Origin of the sequence: Mucilaginibacter flavidus (assembly GCF_024055575.1) — a bacterium.
GTDB classification, from domain to species: domain Bacteria; phylum Bacteroidota; class Bacteroidia; order Sphingobacteriales; family Sphingobacteriaceae; genus Mucilaginibacter; species Mucilaginibacter flavidus.
The window spans coordinates 24,089-38,307 of the sequence record NZ_JAMXOE010000035.1 but is presented as its reverse complement, the minus strand read 5'-3'; the positions used below and the strand labels follow the sequence as shown (position 1 = coordinate 38,307).

The following is a 14,219-nucleotide window of genomic DNA, read 5'->3' as shown; positions in this document are numbered from 1 at the left end:
AGTGCCGAAAAGCTCAGTTGTTGTGTATTCGTTGGCATGTCTAATTATACAAAAAATACTTAACTATCTATTTAACAATATGTTATATGTTTTTATTCTGCAACGGTCTCATTAATTAACATAGTTTTGTGTTACCAATTTAAAACTATACGTCTGCCTGTCTTACTAAAAATGAAAAAAACGCCGCTGGCGCGTTGCTCAGTTGTCGACTGTTTTTTTAAGCGCAGGTTAAAGTTTTATTTGGTCAGGCTCTTAAACCAATCAACAAACTATAACCATTTATGAAATCAATTTACAAACTGAAATTGCTGGCGGCATTAATCTTGCTCCCTGCGTTGCTCTTTTATTCGTGCAAAAAGGATATGTCGAAAGGCAGCCCTGACATGGCAAAAATCGGTGGCCCTACAACAGTAGCAAGGGCTGCCAATGAAACCGTTAGCATTTGGGAAACCACATCAGACAAAAGCAAACTGTTGGCGCAACAAACCAGCGTAAACTTTGCCGCCGATGCAGGTACGAATGCCACAACTATCACTGTCGACGAAAATACAACCTACCAAACCATTGATGGCTTTGGCTATGCCTTAACCGGTGGCAGTGCATCACTTATTAACGGGCTGGGCGCCAATCAGACAACTTTTTTAAATGATATCTTTTCAACTGCTTCGGGCCACGTGGGGTCGGCATTTGTGCGGATCACTATCGGCGCATCGGACTTGAGCTCGTCCGATTTTACCTATGACGACATGCCATCCGGGCAAACCGACAACAGCCTCACCCACTTCAGCATCAGCCAGGAAATGACCGACCTGGTGCCGGTGCTCAAGAAAATTATCGCGATAAACCCATCGATAAAAATAATGGCTACACCGTGGACTGCACCTGTGTGGATGAAACAAAGCACAACAGGCAACGGCGGTTTTACCGGCGGCAACTTAAACCCGGCGTATTATGATGCTTATGCCCGCTATTTTGTAAAATACATACAGGCCATGGCAGCGCAGGGCATTAATATTTATGCTGTTTGTCCGCAAAACGAGCCGCTTAATCCCAACAACAATCCTGCAATGACGATGCAGGCCAACGAGGAAACCAATTTTATAAAAAACAACCTCGGCCCACAGTTTGCTGCTAATGGCATCAGTACCAAAATTGTTGCTTACGATCATAACTGCGACCGCCCCGACTACCCCGAAGCTGTTTTAGGCGATGCCGGCGCTAACCCCTATGTCGACGGATCAGCATTCCACCTTTATGCCGGCGACATCAGTGCATTAACTACTGTGCATAATGCGTTTCCAACTAAAAACGTATACTTTACCGAACAGTTTATAGGCGCTCCCGGCAATTTTGCAGGCGATTTTTCGTGGCATATGAACAACCTCATCATTGGCGCCCCACGTAACTGGAGCCGTGTGGTATTGGAATGGAACCTGGCTGCCGACCCTAATAATAACCCGCATACAGCAGGCGGCTGTACCACCTGTTTGGGCGCTGTAACCATATCGGGCAACAGCTATACCAAAAACACGGCTTATTACACCGTTGCTCACGCATCGCAGTTTGTGAAGGCTGGGGCTGTGCGTATATCATCAAACACATTTTCGGCCAGTATACAAAACGTAGCCTTTAAAAATCCGGATGGTACCAAGGTAGTTGTGGCTTTAAACACAGCAACTTCCAGCCAGTCGTTTAAAATTAAGTGGGGCGCAGAGTCATTTACGTACACTTTACCAGCCGGAGCTGCCGCCACCTTTAAATGGGCAGGCACCCAATCAAGCGGGACCGGTGGTGGTGCGCCAATTGGACAAACTATCACACTTAAGGGCTTCAATAATCTTTATGTAAGCGGTGAAAACGGCACCCAGGCCATGACCTGTACCCGCGCCACGGCAGGTACCTGGGAACAGTTTTTAGTGGTTGATGCAGGTAATGGCAAAGTTTCGCTCCAAAGCATGGGCAAATATGTATCGAGCGAGAACGGCACGCAGGCTATTACCTGCAACCGCGCCACCCATAGCGATTGGGAAGCATTTGTATGGGGCGTAAACGCTGATGGCACTATAACACTCAGGGGTAACAACAACGATTATGTATCGAGCGAGAACGGCACCCAGGCCATGACCTGCACCCGCACTACGGCCTCGGGATGGGAATCGTTTAAGGTGAACCAATAGTAGAACCAAGAACCAATACAGAAGAATCAAGACTATAAGAATCAAGACGAAAAAGAATTAAGAAACGAGGTCGCAATGGTGATTATATCACCAAAAAGCTGTTTTCTCTCTTGATTCTTGGCTCTCTTTTAACAAACCAAATAAAACCGTTATGAAAAAACAATTCTTTAACTTTTTAACCCGCGCCGGGGTAGTCCTGGCGCTGGTGGCAATGGTGAGTTCCTGTAAAAAGGATATGAACAATCAACCCAAAAATGCTGCGCCAATAAACGGCGAACAAACTACCCAAGCCCGTGCGGTAACCTGGCAACTGGTATGGTCCGACGAGTTTAACGGCACCAGTGTTGATGGTAGCAAATGGAATGTCGACGTGGGCAACCCCGGTGTAAATAACGAGCGGGAATATTACCAGGCATCAAACGTCACCGTAACCGGCGGCAACCTGGTTATAACTGCTAAAAACCAAAGCGTCGGCGGGCAGCCATTCACTTCGGCAAAGCTGGAAACATTCGGAAAATTCTCCACCACCTATGGCAGGATTGAAGCACGTATTAAAGTACCGGCTTTCCAGGGCAGCTGGCCCGCATTCTGGATGCTCGGGACAAACATCAACACGCCCGGGGTTGGCTGGCCGAACTGCGGCGAGATTGACATTTTGGAGCAGGTGAACACCAGCAATACTATTTTGGGTACCATGCACTGGAATGGCGGCAGCGGGCACGTACAATACGGTAGCAGCACCACCACAACTCTTGCTGATTACCATGTGTACGCCGTTGAGTGGGATACCAACAGCATAAAGTGGTTCGTAGATAATACCTTGTATGTAACCGGCAATATCCAAAATAATATCAATAACACCGGTGCGTTCCATAACCCTTTCTACATAATACTTAACCTTGCTGTAGGCGGCGACCTTCCGGGGCAAACTGTTAACACAGGGGCGCTTCCCTCAAGTATGCTGGTTGATTACGTGCGTGTGTATACTGCAGCAAGCGGTGGCAGCGGCCCGCCAATTGGTCAAACCATCACCCTGAAAGGTTTTAATAACCAATATGTTAGCGGAGAAAATGGCACACAGCCAATGAATTGCAATCGGCCAACCGCACAAGCCTGGGAGCAATTTTTAGTTGTTGGCGGCGGCGGCGGCAAAATTGAGCTGCAAAGCATGGGCAAATTCGTATCGAGCGAAAACGGCACACAGGCTATAACCTGTAACCGCGCAACCGCCGGCGACTGGGAGAAATTTACCTGGGGCACCAATGCCGATGGTACCATAACCCTGCAAGGCAACAATGGCAAATTTATTTCGAGCGAAAACGGCACTATAGCAATGACCTGTACCCGGGCCACAGCTTCGGGATGGGAAGCTTTTAAAGTAAACCAGTAGGGAAAAGAGAGACAAGAGGGCGAGAGCCAAGAACCAAGAGAAAAGCAGGTATGTTGGTCATTCTGAAAATTCTTGACTCTTGGCCTCTTAACTCTTGCATCTCTCGCTCTTTATTCCTGAATAGAATACCCACTATCCCGATACTATTTATTACTTTAGAGCACCAATATAATACAAATGAGAAAAATAATATTTAAAATGCTCAACGGCGCAGGTGTTTTACTGGCGTTGATGATTTTTGTAAGCTCGTGCTCAAAAAGCAATACCCCGGGTAAAATTACGGCAACACCTCCAGTAGATACTACGCACAAAAAAGACCCGGTAACGTATAGTTTAATATGGTCGGATGAGTTTGATAGTACGGCTGTAAAAACAAAGAACTGGAATTTTGAAACCGGCAACCTTGGCGTGAATAACGAGAAGGAATATTACCAGGCCGCAAATGCTACTATTGAAGCAGGTAACCTGGTGATAACGGCAAAGAGAGAAAACGTAGGCGGACAGCTTTATACTTCGGCAAGGATGAACTCGCAGGGCAAAGTAACTGCAACTTATGGACGAATTGAGGCACGGATTAAGGCGCCCCTGGGCGCAGGGTTTTGGCCGGCATTTTGGATGTTAGGCTCAAACATAACTACAGTTAACTGGCCCAATTGCGGCGAAATTGATATAATGGAGCACGTGAATGCCGATAACCTGTTTTATGGCACCATACACTGGAACAGCGGCGGCGGGCATGCACAGTATGGTTTAAATACCACCATTGCAACTGCCGGTGATTACCATGTTTATGCTATTGAGTGGGATAATAGTGAAATACGCTGGTATGTAGATAGCACCCAATATGTCACCGCAAATATTGCCAATAATGTCAATAATACCGGCGCTTTCCACCTGCCGTTTTTTATACTGCTGAATTTTGCAGTTGGCGGCGATTTTCCGAACCAGCCAATTGACGACAGCCTGTTGCCTGCAAAAATGTATGTAGATTATGTGAGGGTATATAAGGCCAATTAAATCTAGTTAAAAACATTGCTTAAATTCCTTTACAATTGAGAAGGCTGATAAAACTTTGCCCTTTTATTTTGCTGATGCTGTGTATTGCGCGGACTGGGTATGGGCAGGGCATTGAACGAAAAATACAATTGTCGTTGTCAGCCGGGCCCCAACAAGATAATTTACATTGGTCAATTGCTGGCAACACCAACGGGCAGAGCCCCAATGTTTTATCCGAACTTAAATGGCAAAATGTTAAAGGCACCAATTATGCAGCTGGCTTACAGGCAAATGTTTGGCATAATATTATTGTTTTAGGCGGATATAACCGCACAGCCGTAAAATCGGGCAGTGTAAGCGATATTGACTACTCGGCTGACAACCGCAGTCAGCCAACTTATAACCAAAATTATAGTGATAACATGGGATACACATCTGCGTGGTATGCAGGAGCCGGGTACGTTGTTTTTAATAATGACAGATTTAGTCTTGTGCCTTCTGCTGGCTATGCTAACAACACACAATCGTTATACATAACCGACGCTGCCGGCCGATTTCCTGATTTAAACAGCTTTTACAATACGCAATGGAAAGGCGCTTTTATTAAAGTAAAATCTTCCGTTAAAATTTGGCGCGAATTGAAGGCCATAGCAGATGTTACCTACAACCAGGTAAACTATAGCGCGCAGGGTAACTGGAACTTAATTAACGAATTTATGCACCCGGTTAGTTACAGCCATGTGGCCCAGGGTTACGGTATAAATGTAAATGGTTCTCTGGTTTATAACATTACACCCAATGTTGGAATAAGCATTGGCTACACCTATTTTAACTGGCAAACGGGTAATGGCACCGATCAACTCTACCTGTCATCGGGCCAGGTTGACAAAACACAATTGAACGGGGTTTATCGCAACGGGCATTTTTTTTCGGGCGGGATAATATTATCGCTCGATAAATAAAAAAAGCGGATTGACTTTGGGCCAATCCGCTTTTTGATATATGTCCACAATTCAGTCGTGCCTTTCAGCGACACAAAGTATTGTGTCTCTACAATTTGGCTTAATTAAACTTCAAATTCACATCCCCACTTGATGCGCTTGCGGAAACCTGCGCGCCGCCGCCGTTTACAGTGCCATTTATGCGGTTTTTATTCCACTCGCCGCTAAAGTTGCTGAGCTTTGTAGGGTGCTGGTTAACGCCTTCGCCTCTTATTGCAAGATCGAGGCCCTGGCCTGCTGGTAAATCCAGATCGATGTTGCCTGCGCTGGTATGCAATTTAAGGTATTGGCCAACATGTTTCATTTCTATGCTTAAACCACCCCCGCTTGAAGAGGCGTCAAGGCTGCAGTTCATGTTCTTTAAATCGACGCCGCCGCCCGATGTGCCTGTAACCAACTCACCGTCAATGTTGCGACCTTCTACGCCGCCGCCGCTGGTATGGGCATAAATATTACCTTTTAAATCCTCCAGGCGCAAGCCGCCGCCGCTGGTTACCAGTCTTATTTTACCGTTGCAGTTTTTTGCAGTGATGCCGCCACCGCTGGTATTTAAGTCGAGGTCGTCGCCCGAATTTGAAACATCGATACCGCCGCCCGATGTACGGCCGCGAATAACGCCGGTTAGCTTATTGAGCCGTAAACCGCCGCCGCTGGTGCTAAATGTTTCAGCACCCTTTAAATTATCAAGATCGATGCCGCCGCCACTGGTCTTTAAATTGGTGGTTACGTTTTCGGGTACATATATTTTAAATGAAATACTCATCTGATTGCGCCAGTTCATGTTAAGAAAAGGGTGTTTTTGTTTTACCGTAGCGCTCAATTCATGCCCGTTAACGGCGATATTCATTTCATAATCTTCTGCCAGGCGTTTTTGAATTTCTTCTTTCGATAGTTGACGATTGTTATTGCCCCTAATATAAACCTCAATGCGTGGCGACTGCCCGCTTTCGCCGCTAACTTTTATGCCACCTCCCGAAGTAGAAACAACAACGCTGTTTATGGCATCGCTCGAAAGTGATTTGGTTAAATAAGGAGTTTTGTCATCCTGTGCCAACGCCGCAACACTTTGGCAGGCAACTATCAATAAGGTTAAATAAGCTTTCATGATTTTAAGTTTGTTTATCTATCAGACTTAAAATTTATTTGATACGTTGCATGTTGGCCGATATTTATTTTTGAGGACGTCAGACCAATTCCTGCGACACTGAAGCTCCAGGGGGTACTGCTAAAGTTTATCTGCTATTTTTAAAAACCTTATATAGAAAACAGTTTGTGAAATAAAAAACGGAATAGTTACCGTAAAAAATGCAGGCAGCATTCCGGATGAACGCATAAAGCCTCCTGCTATTAATGCGGCTATTATCGGTATAAGATAGTAAGTGAAAAACACGTAGATTTTATCATTTCTGATGGAAGGATATATGTTAAGAAATATGGTGGTTGAGCAAACAGTAAGAAATACCGACCATATTGCTCCTGATAAAGCCACGATCATCACCCCTTGGTTGCCTTCCATGCTACCTGTCAGGTGGGAGTATACCACTTGCACTGATAAAAAGGCAAAAAGAGCATTAATCAAAAATGCGTATAGCAAATTCTTTTGCAAATAGCCTTCAATACGACCGTCAGCCATTTTTTGATGTTCCTGGTTTAAAATGTGTCATTCAATAACCTTTATCACCTTACACGGATTCCCCGCAGCAAACACGCCCGGCGGTATATCGCGCGTAACCACGCTGCCCGCACCAATTACGGCTTCATCGCCAATGGTAACGCCGGGGCAAACAATCACACCCGCACCAATCCAAACTCTGTTGCCAATAACAATGGGCTTGCCAAGCTCCGTACCCGAGAAATTGCGTTCTTCTGCATTTACGCTGTGGGTGGCGGTGAGTAATTGCACTTTTGGTCCGCACATTACATTGTCGCCAATGGTTACAGGGGCTACATCTAATATCACGCAGTCAAAATTCATGTAAAAATCTTTGCCCGTGGTAATGTTGAAGCCATAATCGCAATAAAACGGGGGTTCAATCCAGCTGCCGCTGCCCATTGTGCCTAAAATGGTTTTTAGTGTTCCTGAAAGTTCCTCAGCATCATATTCCAAGTGGGTGTTATACGCTGCCAGTTTTAACCTCACTTCCCGGCGAAGCTTAACCAGTTCCGGGTCGTTTGCGCGATAGGGGAGCGCAGTTATCATCTTTTCTTTTTCGGTCATATTATTTAATTTGATAGCTCGCTAAACTTACGAAGTTTTAGGCCATTCGTAGGTTTATTTGGCCGCTTTCTTCGGTGCCGATAAATAATAATGCCATAACAGCATAGTAGCAATGGTTCGGTAACGTTGCCATTGGGCGACAACTTCAAGCACCTGCTCCTTTGTAGTTTCTGTCGGTAAATTTTTGACCCGTTTTAAGGCATTCACCGCCGCCAAATCGCCAATGGGGAATACATCGGGGTGCTGTAAAACAAAAATTAGGTAGATGTCGGTCGTCCAGTTGCCAATGCCTTTCAGGGCGGTTAGCCTGGTGCGCACTTCTTCGTCTGGCATATTTTCAAGGGACTTCAAATTCAATTGCCCGCTTAAAATGGCTTCTGCCAAATATTTTAGGTAGATGTTTTTCTGGCGACTAACATAACAGGCCCGCATTTCTTCGTCGGTTAATAACAGCAACCGGGCCGGGGTTAACTCCTGTAAACGCTCTTTCAATTTATTTAAAGCCGACAGCGCCGATGCCAGCGAAACCTGCTGCTCTAAAATAATATGTACCAGGGTTTCGAATGTATTGGGCCGGTTCCAGAATGGCGGATAGCCATAAGCGTTAAAGATGGCGGCTAAATCTGTATCGGTTGGAATTAGCTTGTCGCAAAAAGAATGAAAGGTAGATTTGGTGAATTGGTTAGTCACGGGTTATTGTTGCCTTGAGTTTCAAAAATAACATTATAAAATTTGTTTATTATATTTGTGATCAGTTTGATTTAAAAGCGTTTGTCTTTTGTATTATATCTTAAAATAATGAAACAGGTAACCATTAATGTACCCGAAAATAAATTTGCTTTTTTTATGAAGTTGATGAAGTCACTGAACTTTGTAAAAGTGGTTGAACCTGCAAAAACTGCGGAGGAGCAGCTAACCTCTGAACAGCGGGAAATCTGGAATAATGTAAAACAAGGATTTGTTGAGCTTAAAATGGTTGAAGAAGGAAAATTGAAAGACCGCCCGTTGCAAGAGTTATTAGATGAGCTTTGAGTTTAGAACAATACCAAACTTTGACCGCGAACTAAAAAAACTCGCCAAAAAGTATCCTTCCATTAAGCAAGATGTCTCCGAATTGGCGAAAAGTCTTATAGAGAACCCCTTTCAGGGCGAAAGCCTGGGCAAGAACTGCTTTAAAGTACGCATGAAAATCACATCAAAAATGGCCGGCAAGTCGGGCGGTTCAAGGGTTATTACTTGTGTAAAAGTGTTAAAGGAACGCATTACGTTAGTTTCGATTTACGATAAATCGGATATGGAAAATATTTCTGATAACTTTCTTGATCAGGTTCTTGCCGACAATGGACTGATCTAAACGTCTCTCTAAAACAATGATAATTCATTCTTGTTATTTCCACAGCATCCTGCTAAAAATATTAGGATTTAGCATTTACTTTTCTCAATTTTACCCATATGAACAACCTGCCGCCATTAGCCGAGCGCATGCGCCCCAAAAACCTGGACGATTACGTTGGGCAGAAACATTTGGTGGGCAAAGGTGCAGTTTTGCGAAAGGCTATCGAGTCGGGCCAACTGCCGTCGATGATATTCTGGGGGCCGCCGGGTGTGGGGAAAACCACACTGGCTTATATCATTTCCCAAACCCTCGACCGGCCGTTTTTTGCCTTAAGCGCCATTAATTCGGGCGTGAAAGATGTGCGCGAGGTAATTGAAAAAGCCTCGTTGATAAAAGCCGAAGGCGGAATCCTGCCGGTATTGTTTATCGATGAAATCCACCGTTTCTCCAAATCGCAGCAGGACTCGTTGCTGGGCGCTGTGGAGCGGGGGACAGTTACTTTGATAGGCGCCACTACCGAAAATCCTTCTTTCGAGGTTATCTCCGCTTTGCTGTCGCGTTGCCAGGTATACATCCTGCAATCTCTAAACGAGGATGATTTGGTTAGTTTGGTGGATAAGGCAATGAAAGAAGACGAGGTGCTGCAAAAGAAAAGCATCACCATAAAAGAAAACGAAGCGTTGCTGCGACTCTCGGGCGGCGATGCCCGCAAGCTGCTGAATATCTTTGAGCTGCTGGTAAATGCTTTCCCGGGCAAGAAAATTACGCTGACCAATGAGAATGTATTGGAGCACGTGCAACAAAACATGGCGCTGTATGATAAGGCTGGCGAGCAGCATTATGATATTATTTCGGCCTTCATTAAATCCATGCGCGGCAGCGACCCTAACGGAGCTGTTTACTGGCTGGCCAGGATGATTGTAGGCGGGGAAGACCCGCTGTTTATTGCCCGCAGGATGCTGATACTGGCATCCGAAGATATTGGCAACGCGAATCCAAATGCGCTTTTATTGGCGCAAAGCTGTTTTGAAGCGGTAAATAAAATAGGCATGCCCGAGTCGCAATTGATATTGTCACAAACGGCTATTTATTTGGCAACATCGGCAAAGAGCAATTCGGCCACAACGGCAATCGGCGCCGCCATTGCCATGGTTAAACAAATGGGCGACCTGCCCGTGCCCCTGCACCTGCGCAATGCACCAACCAAACTGATGAAAAATATTGGATACGGTAAAGACTACAAATATGCCCACAGCTATGAAGGCAACTTTACCGACCTCGATTTTTTACCCGAAGCTATTAAAGGCACAAAACTATACGACCCCGGCAATAATGCCCGCGAAAATGAGACCAAAGAAAAGTTGAAAAAGCTTTGGGGCAACAGGTATAAATATTGATAATTTTACTCCCTGGGGGAATGTTTGGACGGCGTGAAATTCAGGGCGTGATATCGAAATGTTGATGCCTGTCACTTAAACATGCAATTTTTTGCCTATTATTACCACTGATTAATTATTGAACTATTCAGATGACCGCAACCTTTGTCAAACATGAACTAAAAGCTTTTTGGCGCTCAAAAAACACAGGCAAAAGTATTGCGGTGCGTATAGTAATGGGCTTGCTGATATTATACCTGTTGCTGATAGTGTGCGTTATTGGTTTTAGCCTGGATAAGCTGTTGCTAAAGGCCGGGGGCAAAACTGATATAGTTGTTACTTACTGTGGTATAATATTGCTGTATTACTTAAGCGACTTATTTACGCGCCTGCAACTGCAGGATTTACCGACACTACGGGTACAACCCTATCTGCAACTGCCGGTCAAACGTAATTCGCTGGTGCGTTACCTGGCGTTTACTGCTTTACTTTCGGTTTTTAACCTGTGGCCCTTTCTGTTATTTGTCCCTTTTGTTTTAAAAATCATCATGACCGATTCGGGTGGTGTAGCGGCCCTTGCCTTTGTGGTTTCTATAGCCGGCCTTACGGTATTTAACAATTACCTGGCCTTGTATTTGAAACGGAAGGCAAACATAAACGGCTGGATATTTTTAATTGCCGTGGCTGTGATTATATTGATTGGCCTGTCTGATTTTCTTTGGCATTTTATTTCCATCCGCAAATTTTCGTACCTGTTTTTCGGCGGCTTAATAAAGTACCCGCTTTTGGCAATTATACCTGTGTTGCTCGGCGCGGTAATGTATTACCTGAACTTTGTATATTTAAAAGATAACCTTTACCTGGAAGAGCTTGGCTCGCGTAAAGACACCAAATATAAAAGCAGCACAGAATATCCTTTCCTGAGCCGCTTTGGCAGTGTTGGCGATTTAGCGGCTAATGAGCTTAAACTTATTTTTCGCAACAAACGCCCGCGTTCGGCCCTAATTATGGGCCTGTTTTTTATGTTTTACGGATTAATGTTTTATCCGAACCCCCAAATGAATGGTGAGGGCTACAAAGTATTTGTAAGCATGTTTATGACGGGTATTTTCATCATCAATTATGGGCAGTTTATGTATGCCTGGCAGGCCTCGCATTTTGATGGGCTGCTGGTAAGCAAAGTAAAGTTCGGTGAGTTTTTGAGGGCTAAATACCTGCTGTTCACTATGGTATCAACGGTATTTTTACTGCTTGCAACGCCCTATGTTTACTTTGGCTGGAAGACACTGGTGATTGAAGTAATTATGTATTTATGGAACATAGGCGTAAATACTACCATGGTGCTGTTTTTTGCCAATCGTAATTATAAGCGCATGGACCTGTCAAAAGGCGCTGCGTTTAACTGGGAAGGGATGAGCGGTAACCAATGGATTTTATCATTCCCGCTCTTGGTTGCCCCTTTTGTAATATACGTGCCGTTTGTCTTATTTCACCAGGCAAACACGGGGCTGGGCATACTTGGGATAGTAGGGTTGGTTTGCACATTTACCCGCGGTTTTTGGATAAAAAAACTGGAGGCGGATTTTCACACAAAAAGATACACCATAGCTGAAGGCTTCAGAAATAAATAAGATGATAGAGATTAAAAACCTTAAAAAAGTTTACAACGGCGCAATTGTTGTAAATGTTCCGGAGATCCACATTAAAAAAGGTGAAAGCGTAGGGTTGGTGGGCAACAACGGTGCGGGTAAAACTACCCTGTTCCGTGTGATGCTTGATTTAATCAGGCCCGAGGCCGGGCAGGTTTTGTCGAATGGGGAGAATGTTGCCGGGCACGAAAACTGGAAAAACTACACCGCATCATACCTTGATGAGGGGTTTTTGATTGATTACCTTACACCTGAAGAATATTTTTACTTTATCGGCGGCCTGCACCAGCAAAGCCGCGCACATGTTGATGATTTTTTAGCAGGACTTACCGATTTTTTTAACGGCGAGATATTAAAAAAAGGTAAATATATCCGCGACCTTTCCAAAGGGAACCAGTGCAAGGTGGGGGTGGCATCATGCCTTTTACAAAACCCGGAGCTGCTGATGCTCGACGAACCGTTTGCTAATATAGACCCCAGCACCCAGTTCAGGCTGAAAAGTATTTTAAAGGATTTAAATAAAAACAAAGGGGTAACAACCCTTATTTCCAGCCACGACCTTAATCACATTACCGATGTGTGTGACCGCATACTGCTGATGGAGAAAGGCGTGATAATAAAAGATATCGCTACCAACTCATCAACCTTAAATGAACTGGAAGAATACTTTGGCGTAGGACAAATTGTGTCAGCAAAAACCATTATCGATATAGAAGAAAATCATTAAATTAATCCATATTGCGCTGGGTGTATGCTTGTGAACGATGTATAGTTTTACGTTGCTGTGCACAGTGAAACATAAGGAACAGGGTGGAACAGTAAGCGGTTCGCCTCAAGTGTTAAAAAGCTTATTTCAGTGTTAAAAACGCACCTTTTAGGCTATTTTTCACGCTAAAAAATGCGAAAAGTACTGACAAATTGGTGTCAGTACTTTTGTAAAAACTGCTTATCGGGGCGCGGAGAAGGCAAAAGAACATACAAAGAAATTACATATATGCACTCTATAAGGGAAGCAACAATCAACGATGTTGAGGCCATCCGCGAAATAGCCGAAACAACCTGGCGACAGGTTTACGCTCCCATACTTGCCAAAGAACAATTGGATTTTATGCTGGCCGAAATTTACTCGACAGAAAAATTAACCTCGCAAATCAGCAACAATATCCAAACGTTTTTAATGTTGATTGAAGGAGGTGAGCCTGTGGCTTTTGCGGCCTATTCGCCGCGCGAGGAAAATTCTGAAATTTACAAGTTGCATAAATTATACTGCCTGCCGCAAACACAGGGAAAGGGGTACGGCAAAATATTGATAAACCGGGTAATTGATAATACAATTGCCGCCGGTATACACACCCTCGACCTCAACGTAAACCGCCACAATAATGCCAAAACTTTTTACGAAAAGATGGGGTTTGAAGTAGCTTACGAAGAGGATGTGCCCATCGGCAAATACTGGATGAATGATTTTGTGATGCGAAAGAAATTATAATTGTATATTCACTTCATTATGAAGCAAATCCGCCAGGTATTACCACCCCGATTAATAGTCTTTATTGGTGTTTTTACATGTTTTTGTATCGATGCATCAGCACAAGTGGCTTTCAATTGTTCGAAACTGCTGAAGCAAAACATTGCAGTTGAAAATCAACAGGAAGTGTTAGCTAATTTTAATAAACATGCCGACTGCCTTGGCCTCGACAGCGTTGACCTTAGAATTTACAGCGATGGGCCAGTGCTGGGTACGTTATTATTAGGAAGAATTAAAGCCAAGGGGGATGGAAAAATAACTTACGGCGATATATCAACCTTTATAAATAATGCTAAAAAAGATACTGGTTATACGTCGGTTCGAAATTTAGTCATAGCTCAGATGATACTCGAGAAACGGCGATTTACACCTGGTAACTGGGAAAGCAGCTTGAAATATCTTAAAGTAGTAGGAATGCCGGATGCAGATATGGAAGCCTTTCATAAGTACCTGCTTGAAAAACAGGAGCACCACTGGACATATCGGCAGCTCATTGTTGGATACCAAATGAAACGGGAGGCGGAAGCGCCGGCGAAAGGAAATTAAAC

At 44.3% G+C, this 14,219-nt stretch carries 15 protein-coding genes; 11 read left to right on the top strand and 4 right to left on the bottom strand.

Annotated features, from left to right (window positions below; genetic code table 11):
- Positions 1-281: 281 nt before the first annotated feature.
- The 4 genes from NAF19_RS28585 to NAF19_RS28570 all read left to right on the top strand — a co-directional run bounded on the left by NAF19_RS28585 (position 282) and on the right by NAF19_RS28570 (position 5,525).
- A complete protein-coding gene (locus tag NAF19_RS28585) occupies positions 282-2,177 on the top strand; it encodes a glycoside hydrolase family 30 beta sandwich domain-containing protein (RefSeq protein WP_252793799.1) in 1,896 nt (631 codons plus the stop codon).
- A gap of 151 nt (positions 2,178-2,328) precedes the next feature.
- Positions 2,329-3,567 (top strand): family 16 glycosylhydrolase, encoded by a 1,239-nt coding sequence (locus NAF19_RS28580; protein WP_252793798.1) that lies wholly within the window; start codon positions 2,329-2,331, stop codon positions 3,565-3,567.
- A gap of 177 nt (positions 3,568-3,744) precedes the next feature.
- Positions 3,745-4,584, top strand: coding sequence for a glycoside hydrolase family 16 protein (locus NAF19_RS28575; RefSeq protein ID WP_252793797.1), 840 nt, complete (start codon positions 3,745-3,747; stop codon positions 4,582-4,584).
- A gap of 35 nt (positions 4,585-4,619) precedes the next feature.
- A complete protein-coding gene (locus tag NAF19_RS28570; protein WP_252793796.1) occupies positions 4,620-5,525 on the top strand; it encodes a hypothetical protein in 906 nt (301 codons plus the stop codon).
- A gap of 100 nt (positions 5,526-5,625) precedes the next feature.
- Here NAF19_RS28570 and NAF19_RS28565 read toward each other — a convergent pair whose 3' ends face one another.
- From NAF19_RS28565 to NAF19_RS28550, 4 genes are all read right to left on the bottom strand, one after another.
- Positions 5,626-6,669, bottom strand: coding sequence for a DUF4097 family beta strand repeat-containing protein (locus NAF19_RS28565; protein ID WP_252793795.1), 1,044 nt, complete (start codon positions 6,667-6,669; stop codon positions 5,626-5,628).
- Between the two features lie 120 nt (positions 6,670-6,789).
- Positions 6,790-7,197 (bottom strand): hypothetical protein, encoded by a 408-nt coding sequence (locus NAF19_RS28560; protein WP_252793794.1) that lies wholly within the window; start codon positions 7,195-7,197, stop codon positions 6,790-6,792.
- Between the two features lie 27 nt (positions 7,198-7,224).
- Positions 7,225-7,782 carry a sugar O-acetyltransferase gene (locus tag NAF19_RS28555; protein WP_252793793.1) on the bottom strand — a complete coding sequence of 186 codons (558 nt, stop codon included), beginning with the start codon at positions 7,780-7,782 and terminating at the stop codon, positions 7,225-7,227.
- A 54-nt stretch (positions 7,783-7,836) separates the two neighbouring features.
- Positions 7,837-8,472: a DNA-3-methyladenine glycosylase family protein gene (locus tag NAF19_RS28550; RefSeq protein ID WP_252793792.1), complete on the bottom strand. Its 636-nt coding sequence runs from the start codon at positions 8,470-8,472 to the stop codon at positions 7,837-7,839.
- Positions 8,473-8,580: 108 nt separating this feature from the next.
- On the opposite strand from NAF19_RS28550, the gene NAF19_RS28545 reads away from it, so the two are divergent.
- The 7 genes from NAF19_RS28545 (at position 8,581) to NAF19_RS28515 (ending at position 14,217) form a co-directional block, all read left to right on the top strand.
- Positions 8,581-8,814: a hypothetical protein gene (locus tag NAF19_RS28545; RefSeq protein WP_252793791.1), complete on the top strand. Its 234-nt coding sequence runs from the start codon at positions 8,581-8,583 to the stop codon at positions 8,812-8,814.
- Entirely contained in the window at positions 8,804-9,136 is a 333-nt protein-coding gene (locus NAF19_RS28540; protein WP_252793790.1) for a type II toxin-antitoxin system RelE/ParE family toxin, read from the top strand. The genes NAF19_RS28545 and NAF19_RS28540 overlap by 11 nt, the downstream gene beginning before the upstream one ends.
- A 98-nt stretch (positions 9,137-9,234) precedes the next feature.
- Positions 9,235-10,515, top strand: a complete 1,281-nt coding sequence (locus tag NAF19_RS28535) for a replication-associated recombination protein A (protein WP_252793789.1) — start codon at positions 9,235-9,237, stop codon at positions 10,513-10,515.
- A 131-nt stretch (positions 10,516-10,646) separates the two neighbouring features.
- Entirely contained in the window at positions 10,647-12,125 is a 1,479-nt protein-coding gene (locus NAF19_RS28530; RefSeq protein WP_252793788.1) for a DUF5687 family protein, read from the top strand.
- 1 nt (position 12,126) lies between these two features.
- Entirely contained in the window at positions 12,127-12,870 is a 744-nt protein-coding gene (locus NAF19_RS28525) for an ABC transporter ATP-binding protein (protein ID WP_252793787.1), read from the top strand.
- Positions 12,871-13,137: 267 nt separating this feature from the next.
- Positions 13,138-13,632, top strand: coding sequence for a GNAT family N-acetyltransferase (locus tag NAF19_RS28520; RefSeq protein WP_252793786.1), 495 nt, complete (start codon positions 13,138-13,140; stop codon positions 13,630-13,632).
- Between the two features lie 18 nt (positions 13,633-13,650).
- Positions 13,651-14,217: a hypothetical protein gene (locus tag NAF19_RS28515; RefSeq protein WP_252793785.1), complete on the top strand. Its 567-nt coding sequence runs from the start codon at positions 13,651-13,653 to the stop codon at positions 14,215-14,217.
- Positions 14,218-14,219 lie beyond the last annotated feature (2 nt).

What these genes read in the sequence shown, in the direction of transcription:
- NAF19_RS28575 (WP_252793797.1), top strand. Translation starts at nt 3,745, where the DNA reads ATGAGAAAAATAATATTTAAAATGCTCAACGGCGCAGGTGTTTTACTG.
- NAF19_RS28530 (WP_252793788.1), top strand. Translation starts at nt 10,647, where the DNA reads ATGACCGCAACCTTTGTCAAACATGAACTAAAAGCTTTTTGGCGCTCA.
- NAF19_RS28540 (WP_252793790.1), top strand. Translation starts at nt 8,804, where the DNA reads ATGAGCTTTGAGTTTAGAACAATACCAAACTTTGACCGCGAACTAAAA.
- NAF19_RS28560 (WP_252793794.1), bottom strand. Translation starts at nt 7,197, where the DNA reads ATGGCTGACGGTCGTATTGAAGGCTATTTGCAAAAGAATTTGCTATAC.
- NAF19_RS28580 (WP_252793798.1), top strand. Translation starts at nt 2,329, where the DNA reads ATGAAAAAACAATTCTTTAACTTTTTAACCCGCGCCGGGGTAGTCCTG.
- NAF19_RS28565 (WP_252793795.1), bottom strand. Translation starts at nt 6,669, where the DNA reads ATGAAAGCTTATTTAACCTTATTGATAGTTGCCTGCCAAAGTGTTGCG.
- NAF19_RS28545 (WP_252793791.1), top strand. Translation starts at nt 8,581, where the DNA reads ATGAAACAGGTAACCATTAATGTACCCGAAAATAAATTTGCTTTTTTT.
- NAF19_RS28520 (WP_252793786.1), top strand. Translation starts at nt 13,138, where the DNA reads ATGCACTCTATAAGGGAAGCAACAATCAACGATGTTGAGGCCATCCGC.
- NAF19_RS28525 (WP_252793787.1), top strand. Translation starts at nt 12,127, where the DNA reads ATGATAGAGATTAAAAACCTTAAAAAAGTTTACAACGGCGCAATTGTT.
- NAF19_RS28585 (WP_252793799.1), top strand. Translation starts at nt 282, where the DNA reads ATGAAATCAATTTACAAACTGAAATTGCTGGCGGCATTAATCTTGCTC.
- NAF19_RS28555 (WP_252793793.1), bottom strand. Translation starts at nt 7,782, where the DNA reads ATGACCGAAAAAGAAAAGATGATAACTGCGCTCCCCTATCGCGCAAAC.
- NAF19_RS28515 (WP_252793785.1), top strand. Translation starts at nt 13,651, where the DNA reads ATGAAGCAAATCCGCCAGGTATTACCACCCCGATTAATAGTCTTTATT.
- NAF19_RS28535 (WP_252793789.1), top strand. Translation starts at nt 9,235, where the DNA reads ATGAACAACCTGCCGCCATTAGCCGAGCGCATGCGCCCCAAAAACCTG.